General features: G+C 71.3%; 19 protein-coding genes. 12 read left to right on the top strand and 7 right to left on the bottom strand.

The window, feature by feature from the left end; genetic code table 11:
- Nucleotides 1-479: 479 nt before the first annotated feature.
- Nucleotides 480-1,682, bottom strand: a complete 1,203-nt coding sequence (locus tag AB0F72_RS41450) for an MFS transporter (RefSeq protein WP_360444560.1) — start codon at nt 1,680-1,682, stop codon at nt 480-482.
- A gap of 68 nt (nt 1,683-1,750) precedes the next feature.
- Here AB0F72_RS41450 and AB0F72_RS41445 point away from each other — a divergent pair, with 68 nt between their 5' ends.
- Entirely contained in the window at nt 1,751-2,254 is a 504-nt protein-coding gene (locus tag AB0F72_RS41445) for a MarR family transcriptional regulator (RefSeq protein ID WP_360444557.1), read from the top strand.
- On the top strand, nt 2,247-2,675 hold the full coding sequence (locus AB0F72_RS41440; protein ID WP_360444554.1) for a DUF4395 domain-containing protein: 429 nt from the start codon (nt 2,247-2,249) through the stop codon (nt 2,673-2,675). The genes AB0F72_RS41445 and AB0F72_RS41440 overlap by 8 nt, the downstream gene beginning before the upstream one ends.
- A gap of 6 nt (nt 2,676-2,681) precedes the next feature.
- On the opposite strand, the gene AB0F72_RS41435 is transcribed toward AB0F72_RS41440, so the two are convergent.
- Both AB0F72_RS41435 and AB0F72_RS41430 read right to left on the bottom strand, forming a co-directional pair.
- On the bottom strand, nt 2,682-3,347 hold the full coding sequence (locus tag AB0F72_RS41435; protein WP_014441555.1) for a response regulator transcription factor: 666 nt from the start codon (nt 3,345-3,347) through the stop codon (nt 2,682-2,684).
- Between the two features lie 7 nt (nt 3,348-3,354).
- The gene (locus AB0F72_RS41430; protein ID WP_360444563.1) at nt 3,355-4,968 is read right to left on the bottom strand and encodes a GAF domain-containing sensor histidine kinase; all 1,614 of its coding nucleotides are present in this window, start codon (nt 4,966-4,968) and stop codon (nt 3,355-3,357) included.
- Nucleotides 4,969-5,120: 152 nt separating this feature from the next.
- Here AB0F72_RS41430 and AB0F72_RS41425 point away from each other — a divergent pair, with 152 nt between their 5' ends.
- The 6 genes from AB0F72_RS41425 to AB0F72_RS41400 are packed head-to-tail and all read left to right on the top strand — an operon-like array spanning nt 5,121 to nt 10,249.
- The gene (locus AB0F72_RS41425; RefSeq protein ID WP_360444550.1) at nt 5,121-5,573 is read left to right on the top strand and encodes an SRPBCC family protein; all 453 of its coding nucleotides are present in this window, start codon (nt 5,121-5,123) and stop codon (nt 5,571-5,573) included.
- Nucleotides 5,574-5,600: 27 nt separating this feature from the next.
- Nucleotides 5,601-6,584 (top strand): hypothetical protein, encoded by a 984-nt coding sequence (locus AB0F72_RS41420; protein ID WP_360444566.1) that lies wholly within the window; start codon nt 5,601-5,603, stop codon nt 6,582-6,584.
- 40 nt (nt 6,585-6,624) lie between these two features.
- Nucleotides 6,625-7,575: an ROK family glucokinase gene (locus tag AB0F72_RS41415; protein WP_360444548.1), complete on the top strand. Its 951-nt coding sequence runs from the start codon at nt 6,625-6,627 to the stop codon at nt 7,573-7,575.
- A 4-nt stretch (nt 7,576-7,579) separates the two neighbouring features.
- Nucleotides 7,580-8,260 (top strand): endonuclease/exonuclease/phosphatase family protein, encoded by a 681-nt coding sequence (locus tag AB0F72_RS41410; protein ID WP_360444545.1) that lies wholly within the window; start codon nt 7,580-7,582, stop codon nt 8,258-8,260.
- A 25-nt stretch (nt 8,261-8,285) separates the two neighbouring features.
- Nucleotides 8,286-9,632 carry an NAD(P)-binding domain-containing protein gene (locus AB0F72_RS41405; protein WP_360444542.1) on the top strand — a complete coding sequence of 449 codons (1,347 nt, stop codon included), beginning with the start codon at nt 8,286-8,288 and terminating at the stop codon, nt 9,630-9,632.
- Nucleotides 9,629-10,249: an alpha/beta hydrolase gene (locus tag AB0F72_RS41400; protein ID WP_360444539.1), complete on the top strand. Its 621-nt coding sequence runs from the start codon at nt 9,629-9,631 to the stop codon at nt 10,247-10,249. Before AB0F72_RS41405 ends, AB0F72_RS41400 begins: the two co-directional genes overlap by 4 nt.
- On the opposite strand, the gene AB0F72_RS41395 is transcribed toward AB0F72_RS41400, so the two are convergent.
- The gene (locus AB0F72_RS41395; protein WP_360444536.1) at nt 10,229-11,677 is read right to left on the bottom strand and encodes a trehalose-6-phosphate synthase; all 1,449 of its coding nucleotides are present in this window, start codon (nt 11,675-11,677) and stop codon (nt 10,229-10,231) included. The two genes, AB0F72_RS41400 and AB0F72_RS41395, sit on opposite strands and share 21 nt — an antisense overlap.
- Before the next feature lie 60 nt (nt 11,678-11,737).
- Nucleotides 11,738-12,547, bottom strand: a complete 810-nt coding sequence (locus tag AB0F72_RS41390; protein ID WP_360444533.1) for a DUF308 domain-containing protein — start codon at nt 12,545-12,547, stop codon at nt 11,738-11,740.
- A 139-nt stretch (nt 12,548-12,686) separates the two neighbouring features.
- On the opposite strand from AB0F72_RS41390, the gene AB0F72_RS41385 reads away from it, so the two are divergent.
- Complete coding sequence (locus tag AB0F72_RS41385) at nt 12,687-13,367, top strand: lysophospholipid acyltransferase family protein (RefSeq protein WP_360444530.1); 681 nt, start codon at nt 12,687-12,689, stop codon at nt 13,365-13,367.
- 35 nt (nt 13,368-13,402) lie between these two features.
- Here the strand turns inward: AB0F72_RS41385 and AB0F72_RS41380 are convergent, their stop codons facing one another.
- On the bottom strand, nt 13,403-14,089 hold the full coding sequence (locus AB0F72_RS41380) for a Crp/Fnr family transcriptional regulator (protein ID WP_014441566.1): 687 nt from the start codon (nt 14,087-14,089) through the stop codon (nt 13,403-13,405).
- A gap of 236 nt (nt 14,090-14,325) precedes the next feature.
- On the opposite strand from AB0F72_RS41380, the gene AB0F72_RS41375 reads away from it, so the two are divergent.
- Together AB0F72_RS41375 and AB0F72_RS41370 are read left to right on the top strand one after the other, a co-directional pair.
- Nucleotides 14,326-15,180 (top strand): phosphotransferase, encoded by an 855-nt coding sequence (locus AB0F72_RS41375; protein WP_360444526.1) that lies wholly within the window; start codon nt 14,326-14,328, stop codon nt 15,178-15,180.
- A 22-nt stretch (nt 15,181-15,202) separates the two neighbouring features.
- Nucleotides 15,203-15,706: a polyadenylate-specific 3'-exoribonuclease AS gene (locus AB0F72_RS41370; RefSeq protein WP_360444523.1), complete on the top strand. Its 504-nt coding sequence runs from the start codon at nt 15,203-15,205 to the stop codon at nt 15,704-15,706.
- Between the two features lie 18 nt (nt 15,707-15,724).
- Here AB0F72_RS41370 and AB0F72_RS41365 read toward each other — a convergent pair whose 3' ends face one another.
- The gene (locus AB0F72_RS41365; protein WP_360444520.1) at nt 15,725-16,375 is read right to left on the bottom strand and encodes a helix-turn-helix domain-containing protein; all 651 of its coding nucleotides are present in this window, start codon (nt 16,373-16,375) and stop codon (nt 15,725-15,727) included.
- A gap of 95 nt (nt 16,376-16,470) precedes the next feature.
- Here AB0F72_RS41365 and AB0F72_RS41360 point away from each other — a divergent pair, with 95 nt between their 5' ends.
- Nucleotides 16,471-17,958, top strand: coding sequence for a DHA2 family efflux MFS transporter permease subunit (locus AB0F72_RS41360; RefSeq protein WP_360444517.1), 1,488 nt, complete (start codon nt 16,471-16,473; stop codon nt 17,956-17,958).
- The last annotated feature ends 403 nt before the right edge of the window (nt 17,959-18,361 follow it).

Genomic DNA, 18,361 nt, shown 5'->3' with positions numbered 1-18,361 from the left:
AGGCGACAGTTCCCACGCAAGGCACCAGCGCCAGCTACGGCTCGAGTCAACCCGAACACCGAAGACAAGAAACATACTCACAGCTACGGCTCGGGTTGCTCGGCCGTAGCTCAGGCTTGTAAACGCGGCCGGGAAGCTGCGTGGGCTACGGCTCGGGTCGCTCGGCCGTAGCTCAGGCTTGTAAACGCGGGCGGGAAGCTGCGTGGGCTACGGCTCGGCTTCGGCGCGCGGACCGGGCGCTGGGAGCGGCGAGTGGCGAGCGGTGAGCGGTGAGCGGCGAGCGCCGAGTGGCGAGCGCCGAGTGGCGAGCGGCGAGCGGCGCGTGTTGAGCGGCGAGCGGCGCTGTTGAGTTGGGGCGTGGCGAGCGGCGCGTGTTGAGCGGCGAGCGGCGCGTGTTGAGTTGGGGCGCGGCGAGCGGCGCGTGTTGAGTTGGGGTGCGGTCCGCGCCGGAAATCCACACGCGGGTAACGGACGGCTGGTCAGGCGGGGACCGGCTCCGGGGTGGGGGTGTGGCCGGCCCGGGTGAGGTTGCGGGCTCCGGGGATCAGCAGCTGCGAGGCGCCCGCCACGAAGAGCACCGCCGCGCACCACGTCAGCACCTGATCGATGCCGAAGCGCTCGGACAGCGGCCCGGCCAGCGCGTTCCCGATCGGCATCGCCATGAAGGATGCCACGTAGTCCCAGGACGCGACCCGGCCGAGCATCTGGTGCGGGACGTTGTCCTGGATGGCGGTCTCCCACGCCACGTCGTAGAAGAGCAGGCCCGCGTAGCCGATCACGGCGCCGGCGAGGACGGCCCACAGGACGCCGGGCCACACGTACGCGAACGCCCACACCGGCATCAGCAGCAGCGCCAGCCAGCCGGCCCGGAGCAGCCGATGCGGGCGCAGGCGCATCGCGAGCGCGGCGCCGAGGAAACCGCCCAGTCCTTCGGCGGCGGCGATCAGGCCGATCGCGTGTGCGCCGCCCAGCCGCTCGAACGCGACGACCTGGACGAGGACCAGGATCATGCCGTTCGCGATGTGGTAGACGGTGGCACCGAGCAGGCCGCCGATCAGCCAGTCGCGGCTGCGGATCTCGCGCCAGCCGGCGGACAGGTCGCTGAGCATGGACCGGCGGGGGCCGCGCGACGCCCGTACCGAAATCATCGTGGCCGCGACCAGCGACAAGAGGAAGCTGACCGCGTTGACCGCGAAGCCCGCCGGCGCGCCGAAGGCGGCGACCGTGATCCCGCCGAGCGTGGGGCCCGCGATGCCGCACCCGGTCTGCAGCATGCTCAGCGTGGCGTTCGCGGATTGGCGGCGGCCGGCCGGGACGAGCAGCGGCTTGAGCGCGGTCATCGCGGGGGAGAAGAAGCTGCCGGCGGCGGCGGAGACGACGGTGAGCGCGCAGAGCAGGCCGAGGTGGTAGCTCCCGGTGAACATCAGCGCGATGCCTGCGGTGGCGGCGAACCGGATCAGGTCCGACCAGACCATTACGCGCTGCGGCTGGAGGCGGTCCGCCCAGACGCCGCCGAAGAGGGTGCAGATCAGCAGCGTCGTCACCGAGCAGGCCATCACCAGGCCCAGGTCGCGGGCGCCGCCGGTGGTGACCACGGCGACGACGAGGGCGACCGTTTGGAAGCCGTTGCCGAGCCAGGAGAGAGCCTGCCCGGTGGCGAGCAGCCGGAAGTCACGTGTCATGCCGACGAAAGTAGTTCACCGTCTAACTATTAGCAATCGAATAATAAGATCTGTGGCAACATCAAAGGGTGGACCGAGACAGCGTGGATCAGCACGTCGACCGCTGGTCGACGTTCTGGAAGGACGAGCCGGCCTTTGAGCCCGAGGTCGAGGGGGCGCTGATCCGGATGATCCACATCCAGCGGTGGCTCCGGCGCGAGGACGTCGCGGCGTTCGCCGGGAGCGAGGACTTCACGCTGCAGGACTACAAGACCCTGCACGCGCTGATGGTGCAGCCATGGCCGACCGAGGCCGCCCCGGCCCAGCTCGCCGAGGCGGCGAACGTGACCAGGGCGGCGATGACCAGTCGCCTCGATCGACTGGCCGAGGCGGAGCTGATCACGCGGGAGGTGGACGGCGCGGATCGGCGGCGGGTGATCGTCCGGCCCACCCAGAGGGGGCGGGAGATGTGGAACCGGTACATCTTCGAAGGAATCGAGCGGGACAAGCGGGTGATGAGCGCCCTGAGCAAGGACGAGTTGATCCAGCTCAACGCGCTGCTCCGGAAAGTCCTACTATCCCTAGGTGAATAACGGACTAGATCCTCGCGGCCAGCGTTTCGCCGCCGCTGTCACCACCGTCGTCGTCGCGCTCGTGCTGATCACCGGCTCGGGCTGGCTCGCGCTCGCGCAGGCCCTGGTCTTCGCGATCACCGCTTACGACCCGAGGCGCGGGCCGTACTCGTTGATCTTCCGCGCGCTGATCCTGCCGCGGATCGGTCCGCCCGCCGAACCGGAGCCGGCGGCGCCGGTCCGCTTCGCCCAGCTCGTCGGGTTCACCTTCCTGAGCGTCTCCGCGGGGGGATATCTCGGGGACGCGGAGACACGGGGGCTCGTCGCTGCCGCGTTCGGGCTGCTCGCGGCATTCCTCAACGCGGCTTTCGGGCTGTGCCTGGGCTGCGAGGCCTATCTGGCGGTCCGAAGGCTAAAGCCGCGAAACGCCGAAAATGTCTGAGATGGACTAAAATTTCGGGGCATCGGGGGCTTCGAGGAGGCCCAGCCGGAGTGCGGTCATCAGCGCCTGCGCCCGGTTGGCCGCACCCAGCTTCTCGTAGAGCTTCGAGATGTGGGTCTTCGCTGTCGACTCGGAGACGAAGAGCTGCTTCGCGATCCCGGCCACGCTCATGCCGTCGGCGAGCAGGCGGAGCACCTGACCCTCACGCGGAGAGAGCTGCGGGCCGGACGGCGCGAGCCGGCGCTTCATCGCCTCGGCCAGGTCGGCCGCCGTGAACGCGCTGGGCGCGGACGCGGCGTGCCGGGCGGCCGCCACGACCTCGTCGGCGGGCGCGGTCTTCGGCACGAACGCGCTGGCACCGGCCTCGAGGGCGCCGAAGAGCTGGTCGTCGCCCGCGTACATGGTCAGGACCACGATGCCCATGTTCGAGTTGTTCTTGCGCAGCGCGCGGGTGGCCTCCAGGCCACTGCCGTCGGGCAGGCGCAGGTCCATGATCACGACGTCCGGCTGCAGGGCGCCGGCCTGGCGCACCGCCTCCGCCGCGGTCGCCGCCTCGCCGACGACCTCGAACTGCCGGTCGCGCTCGAATGCGTGTCGCAGCCCTTTGCGGATCAGGTCGTGGTCGTCGACTAGCAGGACCTTGGTGCGCCCAGTCGGCGCAGGAGTGGTCATGGTCGGGTTACTCCCCTTCTGGAGCGGAAACACTCTCCCGCACGCTATCGCGCCGAGGTGGCGTTCCGAGCACTACGGCGACGGTTGTCCCGCTGGGGTGTCGCGGCGTGATCTTGAGACGTCCCCGGATGCGTTCAGCACGCTCGGCCATGATGGTAAGGCCGTAACGGCCGTCCGGCCGCTCGTCGGCGAAGCCCTTGCCATCATCGGACACTTCGATTTCCGCGTACGGCGGGTCGACAGTGCAGGTGACCCAGAGATTCGACGCGCCCGCGTGCTTGCGGGCATTGGTGATCGCCTCCTGGGCGATCCGCAGCAGCTCCGCCTCGGTCGCGGCAGGCAGCCGGGCGGTCGACTCGTCGAACGTGAAGTGCACCCGCAGGCCGGCGCTGGTGCCCAGGGTCCGCGCGTACTCCGCGATGGCCGCGGCCAGGCCGCCGTTGCGGTCCACCTCGCTGCGCAGCTCGAACAGGCTCAGCCGCAGCTCGGTGATCACCCGGGTCACCTCGCCGCGCAGCGTGCGCAGCTCCTCGGCCGTCTCGTCGGCGCCCTCCGGCAGGGTGGCCTGCGCGTTGTCGATGCCGTAGCCGACCATCACCAGCTCCTGGGCGACCCCGTCGTGGATCTCCCGGGCCAGCCGCTGGCGTTCCTCGTTGGTGGCGAGCGAGCGCACGTCGTCGAAGAGCAGGGCGGCTTCCAGCCGCAGCGCGGCCGGGCCGGTCACCTCGGTCACCGCTTGCACGACCGGCGATGGGTACGCCCCCGCGGCATCCGTCTCGAGAATCACCAGCCCGATCGTCCGGACCCCGGCGACCAGTGGCACGACGAGCGACGACGCCTCACCGCCGGAATGCGTGCGCGCCTGCGAGCGGCTCGCGGTCTGCGGCTGCTGGGTGGCCCACGCGTCCGCGATCGCCGAGTCGGCGTCGAGCGTGACCTCCCAGTCGACCCGCTCCGCGCCGCTCTGCGCGAGCACCACGAGCCGGCCGCCGCCGCTCGCCGACAGGACCGCCGCCCGGTGGCCGGGGGCGACCGCGCGCAGCTCCTCCAGAAGGTGCTCGGAGATGCCGCCGGGGTCGAGCGTCGCGCCCGGCAGCGAGCGGGCCACGCTGCGCAGCTGGGTGAGCAGGCGGGTGGCCTCCGCGTACGGCTGGGGGGTGGGCTCGGGTGGCTGGAGCAGCTGGCGCATCGTCTCGGCCGCGAACGTCACGATCGCGCCGAGCACCAGCCACTGCCCGCAGGCCGCCAGGTAACCCGGCTCGCCGAGCGAACCGGAGACGCCCCCGCCGATCACCATGGTGACCGCCGCGACGCCGAGCAGCACCGGCCCCTCGGTCGAGCGGCGGTGCAGCGCCGCGGTGAGCAGCGGCACCGCGAGGTACGGCAGGATCGCCTCGGCGCCGAACCCGGCGTTGACCCGCCCGACGGTGTCCGCCGAGGAGGCCACGAAACCGGCCGCCAAACTGGTGATCACCACCTCGGCGAGCCGCCCGGCGGGCGACCAGATGTGATGCCGGACCAGGAACGCGGGCGCCGCGGCGACCGCGAGCAGGACGATCCAGAGCAGCTGTTTCGGATCCTCGGTGGCGGTCAGGGTCAGGACGGCGACCAGCGCGAGCATGACGACACGCGCGGCGGCTTCGGCCGGGCGCAGGCGCGCGGGTCCATTGGCTGGGGCTGGCACGGAACGGATGGTATCGGGACCCGCCGACATCGCCCATCCGTCGCGGCCCGGTCGCGTGCTTCGTCGTACCCAGCGAGTAGCCTCCCAGCATGGCCGACACCTCGACGCAGACGATTCAGATCCATGCGCCGCTGGCCCGCGTGGCCGCGGTGATCTGCGACTTCCCGCGCTACCCGGAGTGGGCCGAGTCGATCAAAAAGGCCGAGGTCGTGGAGGCGTACGAGGACGGTTATGCCGCCCAGGTCCGCTTCCAGATCGACGCGACGGTCCTGACCGACGAATACACCCTGGAGTACGCGTACGCCGACGATCTCTCCCGGATCGAGTGGCACCTGGTCGAGCCGTCGAAGACGCAGCGCTCCCAGGACGGTTCCTACGACCTGGTCGAGGGCGCGGACGGGACGACCACTGTGACGTACTCGCTGGCGGTGGATCTCGCGATCGGGATGCTGGGGATGTTCCGCCGCAAAGCGGAGAAGGTGATCATGGACACGGCGCTGAAGGAGCTGAAGCGCCGGGTCGAGAGCTCGCCGGCGGCCTGAGCCGCGCGGGCGACGAGGGGAGCGCAGATGGCCGGTTCCGCACGCGATGAGGCCGAGCGGCTGGTGGTGGCGTTCCTCGCGCGGGCCGCGGCGGGCGGCCTGGGTGCCGCGGCGAGCGCTTCCCGAGCCTTCGGCGATTCGCCGGGTACGGGTGACGCGGATCCCCTGAAGTTCCTCGGCGAGACGGTCGCCGGTTTCCTGCACTCCTCCCGTGGCTGGTCGACCGGGAGCGCCGAGTGCTGCGTCTGCCCGATCTGCCGGGCGATCGCCGCGCTGCGTGACCCGAGCCCGGAGACCGCGGAGCGGCTGGCCACGAGCGCCGGTGAGATCGCGACCGGGGTGGCCGGGCTGATGCGCGCGTTCTCGTCGCTGACCGAGCAGCGACCGAAACCGCCGCCCGCTCAGCGGTCGTCGGAGCGCCCGGCGAACCCGGACGGGGTGTGGGCGTCCGCGACCCGCGGCGGGGAGCCGGCTGCCGGGCCCGGCGACGGCCGGTGGGCGGCCGGGGCGGACGAGGGTTGGGCGGCGGCCGGGGCGGACGAGAGTTCGGCGGCGGCCGGGCCGGACGGCGGCGATCCGTGGGCGGCGGCCACAGCGGAGAGCGCGCGGGAGGCAGCGGCGGCGGCCAGGGCGCGGGCGGCGGCGGCTGAGGAAGCGGTGGCCCGAGCGGTCGCGGCGGCCACGGCGGCCCGGGAGCGCGCGGCCCGGGAACGGGAATCCCGGACTCCGTGGGGTGGGACACCGGACCATGGAGGGGTGGGCGGCACCCGGACCCGTACCGGGGATGTCTGGGCCGCCGCCGTCGCACAGACCGAGGCCGCGGCGGCGGCGGAAGCGGCCTCCGAGGCCGCGGCCATCGCCCGGGAACACAGCGCGGGCGAGGGTGAAAGGGCAGCAGAAGCGGAGGCCGGGGCAGACGGCGCGGCCCGGCACCGTAGCGTGGATCATGTGCGGGGCGCTGCGGCGCCCGAGGACCGCGACGGCGCCGGTCCGGGCGACGACGCCCGGTGAGGCGACGCGGTGTGAACTGTTTGCAGAGGGGACGGGCAGCGTGACGCTGACCATCGGAATCGACGTCGGCGGGACAAAGGTCGCCGGTGGCGTTGTCGACGAGTTGGGCAACGTGCTCGCGTCGAACCGCCGGCCGACGCCGGCGGAGGACCCGGCCGCCACCCGGGACACGATCGTCGAGGTCGCCGCGGAGCTGGCGGCGCAGTACCCGGACGCGACCGCGATCGGCATCGGCGCCGCCGCGTGGATCGACGCCGCCGGTTCGACAGTGTTGTTCGCGCCGAACCTGGCCTGGCGTGACGAGCCGCTGCGCGACTACGTGTCGAAAGCGGTCGGCCTGCCGACCGTGCTGGAGAACGACGCGAACGTCGCGGGCTGGGCCGAGTTCCGCTTCGGTGTCGCGGAGCACGCCGACGACTCGATGGTGATGATCACGGTGGGCACCGGCATCGGTGGCGCCATCGTGGTCAACGGCAAGCTCTGGCGGGGCGCCAACGGCATCGCCGCCGAGCTGGGCCACATCCAGTCGGTTCCGGACGGGCACCCGTGCGGCTGCGGCCGGCTCGGCTGCCTGGAGCAGTACGCGTCGGGCAACGCCCTGGTCCGGTTCGCCCGGGCCGGCGCGCGGCAGGAGCCGGAGCGCGCCGCGGGGTTGCTGGAGCTCGCCGGGGGTGACGCCCTCGCCATCACCGGCCGCCAGATCACCGAGGCGGCCCGGTCCGGCGACGGTGTCGCGATGGACGCGTTCGCGCAGGTGGGCTACTGGCTCGGGGTGGCTCTCGCGGACCTGGCGCAGAGCCTCGACCCGCAGATCATGGTGATCGGCGGTGGCGTGATCGACGCCGGTCCACTGCTGATGGGCCCGGCCGAGCGGACGTACCGGGACCAGCTCGCCCAGCGCAACCGGTTCGCGGTGGCCGAGGTGCGCGCCGCCGAGATGGGCAACGCGGCAGGCGTGGTCGGCGCCGCGGACCTGGCGCGCCGGGCCTGAGCGGATGTCCGGGGTCCCACTGCGGGTGGTCAGCTACAACGTGCACGGCATGCGGGACGACCGGCCGGCTCTGGTCGGCCTGATCCGCGAGCTGGCCCCGGACGTCCTGGTGGTGCAGGAGGCGCCGCGCCGGTTCCGGTGGCGGGACCGCTGCGCCTCGCTGGCCGGCGACGCCGGCATGGTGGTGGCCGCCGGAGGGCTGCCGGCGCTGGGCAACCTGCTGCTGGTCAGCCTCCGGGTGGCGGTGCATCGCACGTGGTGCCTGCGGTACCCGCTGACTCCGGGGCGGCACATGCGCGGGGCGGTCTTCGCTGAGGCGTCGGTGCGGGGCGCCGCGCGCTTCGTCGTTACGGGGTCGCACCTGGCGACGGATCCGGCGGAGCGGCCGGCGCAGGCCGCCCGGTGGAAATCCGAGGTCGTGGACATGCCGGAACCGGTGATCATGGCGGCCGACCTGAACGAGGGGCCGGGCGGCAGCGCCTGGCGGATGGTGGCGGACGGGCTCACCGGCGACGACCGCGATGTCCCGACATTTCCGGCGGTGCTGCCGCAGCGGCGTATCGACGGCCTCTTCGTCTCGCCGGACATCTCGATCGAGCGTTACGAGATCATCAACTCCGCGCAAGCACGTCGGGCGAGTGATCATTTACCGATAGTCGCGGATCTCCGACTCCCTTCCGCGTGAGCCCGGGCTCTGCGAGGATCGCCGGGTGCACGACACCCCCGAGCCGGGCGACCGTGGCGACGCCGTCTGTGTCGTCGGCGCCGGCGCCAGCGGCCTGGCCGCCGTCAAGAACCTGCGTGAGCTGGGCTTCGCCGTCGACTGCTACGAGCGCGAGACCTCCGTCGGCGGCGCCTGGAACTGGCGTCACGACCGCAGCCCGGTCTATGCCGGAACCCATCTGATCTCCTCCCGGCCGCTCACCGAGTTCCCCGACTTCCCGATGCCGGACAGCTGGCCCGACTACCCCCACCACAGCCAGGTCCTCGAGTACCTGGAGCGGTACGCGAAGCACTTCGATCTGGAGCAGGACATCTGGTTCGGCATGGAGGTCACCTCCGCCGTGCCGGCCGGTGACGGCAAGTGGGACGTCACCATCCGGTCCACCGGTGTGGGTGAGTCGTCCCGGGTGCAGCGCTACGCCGCGATCGTGGTCGCCAACGGCCACAACTGGTCGCCGCTCACCCCGGAGATCCCGGGGGAGTTCCGCGGACAGGTGATGCACGCCCGGGCGTACAAGGACCCGTCCCGGCTGCGCGGCCGCAAGGTCCTGGTGATCGGCGGCGGCAACACCGGCTGCGACATCGCGGTCGAGGCGGCACAGCACGCGGCACGCGTCTGGCACTCCACCCGCCGGGGCTACTGGTACGCGCCGAAGTACCTGTTCGGACGCCCCGCCGACCAGGTCAACGACCGTCTGCTGCGGATGCGCGTGCCGTTGCGGCTGCGGCAGTGGCTCTACCGCCGGACCGTGCGGCTGACCATCGGCGACCTCACCCGGTACGGCCTGCCCGAGCCCGACCACCGGCCGTACGAGACGCATCCGATCGTCAACAGCCAGCTCCCGTACTACCTGGGACACGGCCGGATCGAGCCGGTGCCGGATGTGGAGCGGTACGACGACGACGGCGTGGTGCTGGCCGGTGGCGGCCGGATCGAGCCGGACCTGGTGATCACCGCGACCGGGTACCGGCCGCGTTTCGACTTCCTCGCCCCCGAACTGCTCGACGTCGACGAGCACGGCCGGCCCGACCTGCACCTGCACGCGTTCGCCCGCAAGCACCCGACCCTCGCGGTGGTCGGCCTGCTGCAGCCGGACTCCGGGGTCTTCCCGCTCGCGCACTGGCAGAGCGTGGCGGTGGCCCGCTGGTTGCGGCTGCGCGTCACCGACCCGGACCGGGCCGCCGTGGTGCAGCAGAAGGAGTCCACCCGCCCGCTGGACAGCTGGTCGCGGCGCCGGGTGGTGCCGACCCAGCGGCACTGGTTCGAGGTGGACCACGTCGATTACCTGCGGTCCGTGGAGAGCCTGCTGGAGCGGATGGAGCCCGTCCGATGAGCCTGCTGCGCTTCGCCGACTGGACGGACCCGGTGCCGCCGGCCGAGCGGGAGGTCGTCTCCCGCCTGCCCGAGGAGGACACCGGTCAGCCGCCGCTGCTGTTCGTCCCCGGCCGCGGGCACACCGCCGCGGTCTTCGCCGAGCACTGGCTGGGGCACGCCGCCGGTCGCGGCTTTCCCGCGTACGCGGTGACCCCGCGCCCCGGCGGCGACCTGCGGGCGCTCGTCCACGACGCGGTCCAGGTGGCCGCCTCGATGCCCCGGCAGACCGTGCTGATCGGGCACGGCCTCGGCGCTCTGACGGTGGCACGCGCCCTGGGCCGCTATCCGGCTCGTGCCGCGGTCCTCGCCGCCCCGCGCCTGTTCCCCCGGCTCCCCCGGCCCCGGGGCCCCGAGCTGCCCGATCCGGTGGGCGCGCCACCGATCCTGGTCGCCGGCAGCCCGGACGATCACGTCGTCAAGCGGCCGGCCCTGGATCGCGCGGCGGCCCGGTACGGCGGCGCGCCGCTGCTCTTCCCCGGCATGGGTCACGACCTGATGGCCGGGGAGGGCTGGGCCGAGCCGATCGACGCGATCCTGGACTGGCTGGAGAAGTCGTTACCGGTGCCAGGCCACTGACGCCGCCGCCGCGCGGTCGCCGGCCAGCCGCTCGGCGAGGTTGCCCGTGTGATCCAAAGCGGTCAGGTAGGCCCGCGCCCAGCAGAGGATGTCGTGCCCGGCCAGGTGGGCGCGCATCGCTGTCATCCGGGCCGCCAGATCGGCCGGGTCGGCGGACATCGCCTGCACCAGGGTGTCCTTGAGCCCGTCGACGTCGTGCGGGTTCACCAGGAACGCCTGCGGAAGCTCCGCGGCCGCCCCGGCGAACTCGCTGAGCACCAGCGCGCCGCCGCCGTCCTCGCGGGCCGCCACGAACTCCTTGGCGACCAGGTTCATCCCGTCCCGCAGCGGGGTCACCACCATGACGTCCGCGGTCCGGTAGAGGGCGGCCAGCTGGGAGCGGGCGAACGGCTGGTTGAGGTAGTGGATCGCGGGCTCGCCGACCCGGCCGAACTCGCCGTTGATCCGGCCCACCTCGCCCTCGATCCGGTCCCGCAGGTCCTGATAGCTCTCCACCCGTTCCCGGCTGGGCACGGCCACCTGCACCATCACGGTGTCCCGGACCTTGACGTGCCCGTCGCGCAGCAACTCGCTGTACGCGGTGAGCCGGTGCTCGATCCCCTTGGTGTAGTCGAGCCGGTCCACGCTGAGCAGCACCCGTTTCGGCTGCCCGAGGTCGTGCCGCACCTGCTTGGACTGGCGCAGCACGTCCGGGCGGCTGGCCAGGGCCCGCATCTCGGCGACGTCGATGGAGACCGGGAACGCGCCGGTGCGTACGGTCCGTCCGTCCACGGTGATCGCGTCGTCGGTGGCCTGCGCGCCGAGCAGTTTCGTGGCGAGCTGGGCGACGTTGTGCGCGGCCTGCTCGCGCTGGAAGCCGACCAGGTCGGCGCCGAGCATCCCGCGCAGCAGCTCGACCCGGCGGGGGAGCTGCATGTAGAGCTCGGGCGGCGGGAACGGCACGTGCATGAAGAAGCCGATCAGCAGATCGGGGCGCAGCTCGCGGAGCATCTGCGGCACCAGTTGCAGGTGATAGTCCTGCACCCAGACCACGCCACCGCGCTCGGCGACCTCGGCCGCGGCCTCGGCGAACCGGGCGTTGACGCTGCGGTACGTCTCCCACCAGTTCCGGTCGAACACCGGCTGTTGCACCGCGTCGTGGTAGAGCGGCCAGAGCGTCGAGTTCGCGAACCCTTCGTAGTAGCCGCGCAGCTCGTCCCCGCTCAGCGACACGGGCCGTAACCGCAGGCCACCGATGTCCGTCACCGGTGGGGCCGGGCCCACCCCGCCGGCCCAGCCGACCCAGGTGGCGGGTGCCTGCTCCAGGATCGCGTGCAGGGCGCCGGCCAGCCCGCCCGGACTACGGCGCCATTCGCACGCGCCCTCCGGGGCGGCATTGTCATCCAGCGGCAGACGGTTGGCCACAACGACGAGCGAACTCTGGCGCATCACCGTAGGTTACCGTCATAACACCAACGATCATCTATGTGATGAGTTACATCTCAGTGGTCAGACCACGGCGCCGTCGTCGAACTCGTCGTCGTCATCACCGGAGCGCAGCCGCCACACCAGCGTCACCGCGCCGCCGACGATCCCGGCGAAGCCGATCAGCGTCACATACGTCTTGTTGAGCGGGATCAGTTGCGGGAAGAGGAAGAGCACGAAGCCGATCACGATGCTGACCAGGCCCATCACCGCGTACTTCGAGATGTGCGGCAGGGGCGGGGGAGGCGGCGGGATGTACCGCTCGTCCTCCTCGTCGCCGGACTCCGGCACATCGGCGCCGAACGTGTCGAGCCCGTAGAGCAGCGACTGCTCCTCCGGCGGCGGGTCGGTGCGCCGCCGGTTCAGCGGCCGGCCGTCCTCACCGACCGGCCGGCCGGACGGCTGCGGCGGGTCCACCGGGCCCACGCTCTCCGCTTCCGGCCAGGGCGAGGAGGCGCTGTCGTCCAGGGTGTGGAAGCCGGCGATGATCTTTTCCCACTCGGCGTCCACCTCGGCCTGCGGCCGGGTGTCCGCCGCGGGCGCCGAGGGAGGCGTCGGGAGCGCTCCGCCGGTCACCTTCTGCAGGTGCTCGCGAGCGGTCTCCAGGCGGGTACGGTCCACGTAGAGCCGGTCGATCGGACGGGCCGGCAGGGTCGTGGCCCGCAGGATCGGGTTCAGATCCGCCGTGGGCTGAAGGTACGCCGCGATGCCGCCGGCGGCCAGCACGTCGAGCAGATGCTCGCCCACCCGCGGATCCACGTCACCCGCGACGGCATAATCTGCCGCGTCGAGCCCGTTGTCGCGTCGCCCCCGACGGGCGCCACCCGTTGTCACCGATGCACCCCCTTGCCGACCGTGCCTTGAATGGTGACACGGCATGCGCCTGTTGCGGGAGTGCGTTGTGGCGCGCCGCCCCGCTTCGTACGCTTCTGTTCGCCCCGGGACGCCGGTGGCATCCGCGGAAAGGACGTCAGTGTTCTACTGGCTGCTGAAGTTGGTGGTCCTCGGACCGTTGCTGAGACTTGTCTTCCGCCCGAAGGTGGAAGGCCTGGAGAACGTTCCCCGGACCGGTCCGGTGATCCTGGCCTGTAATCATCTCTCGTTCTCCGACTCGATCTTTACCCCGCTGATCATGCGCCGGAAAGTGACCTTCGTCGCCAAGGCCGAATACTTCACCGGCAAGGGGATCAAGGGGTGGTTCTCCCGGATGTTCTTCGTCGGCGCGGGGACGATCCCGGTGGACCGTTCGGGTGGCGAGGCGGCCCAGGCGGCCCTGGACACGCTGCTGCGGGTGCTGCGGGAGGGCAACATCGCCGGCATCTACCCGGAGGGCACCCGTTCGCCGGATGGGCGGCTCTATCGGGGTAAGACCGGCGTGGCCCGGCTCGCCCTGGAGAGTGGCGCCCCGGTGGTGCCGGTGGCGCTGCTGAACACCGACGAGATCCAGCCGACCGGCACGCTGATCCCGTCGGTGAAGCGGGTCCGGATCCGGATCGGAGCGCCGCTCGACTTCTCCCGCTACGCGGAGAGCCGCGGCGACCGCTTCGTCGAGCGCTCGATCACCGACGAGATCATGTACGAGCTGATGGTCCTGTCCGGCCGCGAGTACGTCGACGTCTACGCGTCCAGCCTCAAGACGCCGGTGGCGGCCTAGCATCCGCCGATGCCGGGCGGCCGCCGCCCGGCATCTCAATTCATTCCGGCGCGGCGCTTGAGGGCCTGCACGTCGGTCACCACGATGCGGCGGCCCTCGGTGCGCAGCCAGCCGCGATTGGCGAACGAGCCGATCGCCTGGTTGACGCTCTGCCGGGAGCCGCCGGCCATCTCGGCGAGCTGGCTCTGGTTGAGCTCAATGGTGATCATCGGCGCCTGGCTCTCGCCGGAGAGCCGGACCAGGGTCTTGGCGACCCGGCCGGGCAGGTCGAGGAAGACGTGGTCGGCGTTCTGCTCGGTGAGCCGCCGGATCAGGCCGCCGACCGAGCGCATCACGGCGTCCAGGATGCGCGGGTTGGAGTGCACCAGGTCCATGAACGCGGCCCGGGACAGCGAGAGCGCCTGCGAGTCCTCGATCGCCTCGGCGGACGCGCTGCGGGTCGAGGCGTCCAGCAGCGAGACCTCGCCGAGCACGTCGGGTGGTCGGACCACGGTGAGCACGGCACGCTCGCCGGTCGGTGCGGTGCGGAAGACCGCGACGGCGCCCCGTTTCATGATGATCAGAGAGTCGCCGGGGTCGTGCTCGACGAAAAGGATCTGACCCTTGCGGTAGTGACGCGGAACGGCGGTGGCGATGACGCGCTGCCGAACGTCCGGCTCCAGCCCCGCAAACATTTCCACGCCGGTGAGCGCGTCGCCGGAATCCGGCAAACGATGATCCACGGCGCTAATCCCTCCCCCGGTGGGGACGCGTCGACCCGGCCGGCGCCGGCCCCACGACGCGAACGATCACTCTTAGCATGAAGCGGGCCCCGAACGCCATCTCTCTGTCGGACATCGAAGCTCACTCCCGTACGATCATGTCCCTTGGGTAGCTTTCTGTAAACCTCCCATCGCCTTCCGTGATTGTCACCCTCGCTGTCCGTCGCTTCTGTCGCTTGTGCCGAGATAATCCCGCAGTGCCGGATGATGAAATCCTTCGATCGACGTTGCGCGACCAGTGGCACCTCGTTCCCTCGGAGATCACCGAGCAGCCCGTCGCTCTGATGTCCCGTGGCTGGGAGATCACCACGCCGGACGGGCGCTATGTCGCACGGCTCGCCGAGAGCGGCGCGCGGGCGCCGATGGAGGCCGGGCTGATGGCGGCCGAGCACCTGCGCGGACGCCGGATCGACGCCGGTGAGCCGATCCGCACGCTCGCCGGGGCGTTGACCGTGGAGACCGAGCAGGGCGCGCTCGGCGTGCAGCGGCGGCTGCCGGGGCGGCCCCTGGACGGCCGGGATCCGGTCGATCAGCAGTGGTGGGGGGAGCGGCTCGGGGTCGTACACAAGGCACTTCAGGGTTTTCGTCACCCCGGCCTGCGCCCGTGGCAGTTGCCCGACCCCGACGCGCCTCATCTGGACGCGGAGCCCTGGCTCCGTGGCGCGGTCTCCGCGGCGGTCGCCGCCGCGACCCGGCTCACCGTGACCGACCAGCTGACCTACGGGATGCTGCACGGCGACCCGGCCGCCGACGTCTTCGTGCTCGACCCGGCGACCGGGCGGTCCGGGTTGCTGCACTGCGGCGCCTGCGGCATCGGACCGGCCGTGTACGACGTGGCCGCCGCGGTGGCCTCCACCGGCGGGCCGGACAGCGCCGGGGAGATGCTGGAGGCCTACCTGGCGGCCGGGCCGGTGCGCCGCGACGAACTGGACGCGGCGTTGCCGGTGCTGCTGCGGCTGCGCTGGGCGGTGCAGGCCGACCGGGCGGCCCGGCAGGGGTGTCCGCAGGGGTTGGGGGCCGCTCGGGAGGCCCTGGACGCCATGCCCGGATGACAATGAGTCAAAATGTTCGACGATGGTCTACCGATATTTTTACGACTGCGAGTTCATCGAGGACGGGCGGACCGTCGACCTGGTCTCGATCGGTGTCGTCGACGAGTTCGGCCGCGAGTTCTACGCGATCAGCACCGAGTTCGACGACTCGCGCGCCGTGCCCTGGGTGCGCCGCAACGTGCTCGACAAGCTGCCGTCACCGTCCGACAAGGCGTGGCGCAGCCGGGAGCGGATCCGGGACGACCTCTACGAGTTCCTGATGGAGCCGATCCGGGGCCGCTCCGAGCAGATGGAGCTCTGGGCCTGGTACGCGGCGTACGACCACGTGGCGCTCGCGCAGCTCTGGGGCGCGATGCCGGCCCTGCCCCGGGAGATTCCGCGGTTCACCAAGGACCTGCGGCAGCGGTGGGACGACCAGGGCCGCCCGAAGCTGCCGGAGATGGCCGGCCGGCACGACGCGCTGGTCGACGCCAAGCACAACCTCGCTCGCTGGAAGGTCCTCGGCGGCTCTCCCGGCGGCTCTTGAGTTCGGCGGCTCTTGAGTTCAGCGGCTTTTCAGTGGGGGCACGCATGCCCGCATGACGGCCTGGACGTCGTCGTCGGTCAGCTGCGGCCCTAGATCGCCGTTGCCCGGCCGGGCCCGCAGGCCGTCCACGATCAGCGTCAGATAGCGCTCGTAGAGCTGGGGCCGGCAGGCCGTGCTGTTCTGCGCCAGCTCGGTGACCATCGCCATGATGATCGGGAAGTCGTGGATCCCGACGTCCGGCCGGAGCGTGCCCTCGGCGTGCGCCCGGTCCAGGATCTGCTGGATCAGCGGAAGCATGTGCTCGCCGACCTGGGCGAAGTGGTGCTGGTTCATGGTCAGCGCGGCGTCACGCAACCCGCGGTCGGCCGCGTGCATCCGGGCCGCGCGGTGCAGGAACGTCACCAACCCGTCCCACGCGCTCGGCGCGGCCAGGGCGTCCTCGGCGAGGCTCACCATGTCTTCCAGCCGGTCCGTGAAGACCGCCTCGACAAGTGCCTCCTTGGTGGGGAACCGCCGGTAGACGGTGCCCACCCCGACGCCCGCGTGATGCGCCACGTCGTCGAGCGTGGCGGCGAAGCCACGGGTCGCGAAGACCTCGTGGGCGGCCTCGATGATCCGCTCCCGGTTGCGCTGCGCGTCTCGTCGCAACGGCCGCACCTCGGTGTCCATGTGTCGAAGCCTACAAGAAAGTGGAGGCAATCCCTCAACTTCCGCTGCTAGCCTGCCGAAGTGGAGGATGAACCTCAACTTCTTGAAAGGCTGCGATGAGCACGCTTACTGATCGACCACGTCCGTCCGGACGTGAGGAGCAGGCGTCATCCGGGCGCTGGTGGGCGCTCGTGGTGCTGGCCCTCGCGCAGCTCATGGTGGTGCTCGACGCCACGATCGTGAACATCGCGCTGCCCACCGCGCAGGCCGACCTCGGCTTCGACGACGCCGGCCGCCAGTGGGTGGTCACCGGTTACGCGCTCGCCTTCGGCAGCCTGCTGCTGCTCGGCGGGCGGCTCTCCGACTTCTTCGGCCGCAAGCGGATGTTCGTCATCGGCCTGATCGGCTTCGCGCTCGCCTCCGCCCTCGGCGGCGCCGCGCAGAACCTGGAAGTGCTGATCTTCGCTCGCGCGCTGCAGGGCGCGTTCGGCGCGGCGCTCGCCCCGGCGGCGCTGTCGCTGCTCTCCACCACGTTCACCGAGCCGATCGAGCGCGGCAAGGCGTTCGGCATCTTCGGCGCCATCTCCGGCGCCGGCGGCGGCATCGGCCTGCTGCTCGGTGGCGTGCTCACCGAGTACGTCTCCTGGCGCTGGTGCCTCTACGTCAACCTGGTGATCGCCGCCATCGCCGTGATCGGCGCGTTCGTGAAGCTGAAGGACGAGCCGATCCCGGCCCACGGCAGGATCGACATCCCGGGCATGATCACCGCGGTCGCCGGTCTCGTCGCCCTGGTCTACGGCCTCGCGAACGCCGAGACCGACGGCTGGACCGACGTCATGACCCTCGGCCCGATCGTGGCCGGCCTGGTCATCCTCGTGATCTTCGTGCTGATCGAGCGCCGGGTCGAGCACCCGCTGCTGCCGATGCGCGTCATCCTCGACCGCAACCGGGGCGGCTCCTACGCCTCGATCGCGATCGCCGGCGCCGGCATGTTCGGCATCTTCCTGTTCCTGACCTACTACCTGACCGCGATCCTGCAGTTCACCCCGGTTCAGACCGGTCTGGCGTTCCTGCCGATGCTCGGCTCGGTCATGCTCACCGCCACCACGGCCGGCACGATCCTCACCCCGAAGATCGGCCCGCGCCCGCTGGTCCCGGCCGGCGCGCTGATCGCCACCGTCGGCATGGTCTTCCTGACCCAGCTCGAGCTCGACTCGACGTACGTCTCGGGCGTCCTTCCCGGCCTGATCATCATCGGTCTCGGCCTGGGCCTGGTCTTCGCGCCCACGCAGAACGCCGCCACCTCGGGCGTCGAGCACAGCGACGCCGGCGTCGCCTCCGCGATGATCAACACGGTCCAGCAGATCGGCGGCTCGATCGGCACGGCGGTGCTCAGCTCGTTCGCCGCCTCCGCGGCCAGCGACTACATGGTGGGCAAGGAGCCGACCGCGCAGCTCGCCCTGCAGGCCCAGTTGGAGAGCTACCACACCGTGTTCTGGTGGTCGGCCGGCTTCTTCCTGCTGGCCGCGATCGTGGCGGCGGTGCTCTTCCGCACCGGCCCGCTCGACGTGGACCCGGACGCGCCCCCGGCGATGGCGCACTGAGCTGGTTGCACTAGCTGAGCGTGTGGATTTCAGTCTCGACTGAAGTCCGCACGCTCAGCCGTTTCCGGGGTGTCCGCGGTGGTTCAGGGCGCACGTAAGCCCGCGCCGTGTGGTTGAGGGCGCACGTAAGCCCGCGCCGTGTGGTTGAGGGCGCACGTAAGCCCGCGCCGTGTGGTTGAGGGCGCATGTAAGCCCGCGCCGTGTCGTTGAGGGCGCACGCAAGCCCGCGCCCCGGTAGTTCAGGGCGCACGTAAGCCCGCGCTCCGGTGGATGAATCCGCACGGTAGCTGTCCGTGTGCCGGCATCTTTGCCCTGGAGCCTGTTGGTTTTTGGGGTTGGCTGCTCGTGGGCAGTGGCTGGTGATTCGGTTCGGGTGGGTGGTGGGCTGCCGCTGGGGCGGCCC

The sequence above is a fragment of the Actinoplanes sp. NPDC023936 genome, assembly GCF_040639325.1.
Taxonomy (GTDB): Bacteria; Actinomycetota; Actinomycetes; order Mycobacteriales; family Micromonosporaceae; genus Actinoplanes.
The sequence above is the reverse complement of the archived record's forward strand: the minus strand, read 5'-3'. Positions and strand labels throughout refer to the sequence as shown.

Excerpts from the sequence above, each read along its gene's own strand:
- AB0F72_RS41450 (WP_360444560.1), bottom strand. The coding sequence starts at position 1,682 with ATGACACGTGACTTCCGGCTGCTCGCCACCGGGCAGGCTCTCTCCTGG.
- AB0F72_RS41435 (WP_014441555.1), bottom strand. The coding sequence starts at position 3,347 with ATGACCACTCCTGCGCCGACTGGGCGCACCAAGGTCCTGCTAGTCGAC.
- AB0F72_RS41430 (WP_360444563.1), bottom strand. The coding sequence starts at position 4,968 with ATGCTCGCGCTGGTCGCCGTCCTGACCCTGACCGCCACCGAGGATCCG.
- AB0F72_RS41425 (WP_360444550.1), top strand. The coding sequence starts at position 5,121 with ATGGCCGACACCTCGACGCAGACGATTCAGATCCATGCGCCGCTGGCC.
- AB0F72_RS41420 (WP_360444566.1), top strand. The coding sequence starts at position 5,601 with ATGGCCGGTTCCGCACGCGATGAGGCCGAGCGGCTGGTGGTGGCGTTC.
- AB0F72_RS41410 (WP_360444545.1), top strand. The coding sequence starts at position 7,580 with ATGTCCGGGGTCCCACTGCGGGTGGTCAGCTACAACGTGCACGGCATG.
- AB0F72_RS41400 (WP_360444539.1), top strand. The coding sequence starts at position 9,629 with ATGAGCCTGCTGCGCTTCGCCGACTGGACGGACCCGGTGCCGCCGGCC.
- AB0F72_RS41395 (WP_360444536.1), bottom strand. The coding sequence starts at position 11,677 with ATGCGCCAGAGTTCGCTCGTCGTTGTGGCCAACCGTCTGCCGCTGGAT.
- AB0F72_RS41370 (WP_360444523.1), top strand. The coding sequence starts at position 15,203 with ATGGTCTACCGATATTTTTACGACTGCGAGTTCATCGAGGACGGGCGG.
- AB0F72_RS41365 (WP_360444520.1), bottom strand. The coding sequence starts at position 16,375 with ATGGACACCGAGGTGCGGCCGTTGCGACGAGACGCGCAGCGCAACCGG.
- AB0F72_RS41360 (WP_360444517.1), top strand. The coding sequence starts at position 16,471 with ATGAGCACGCTTACTGATCGACCACGTCCGTCCGGACGTGAGGAGCAG.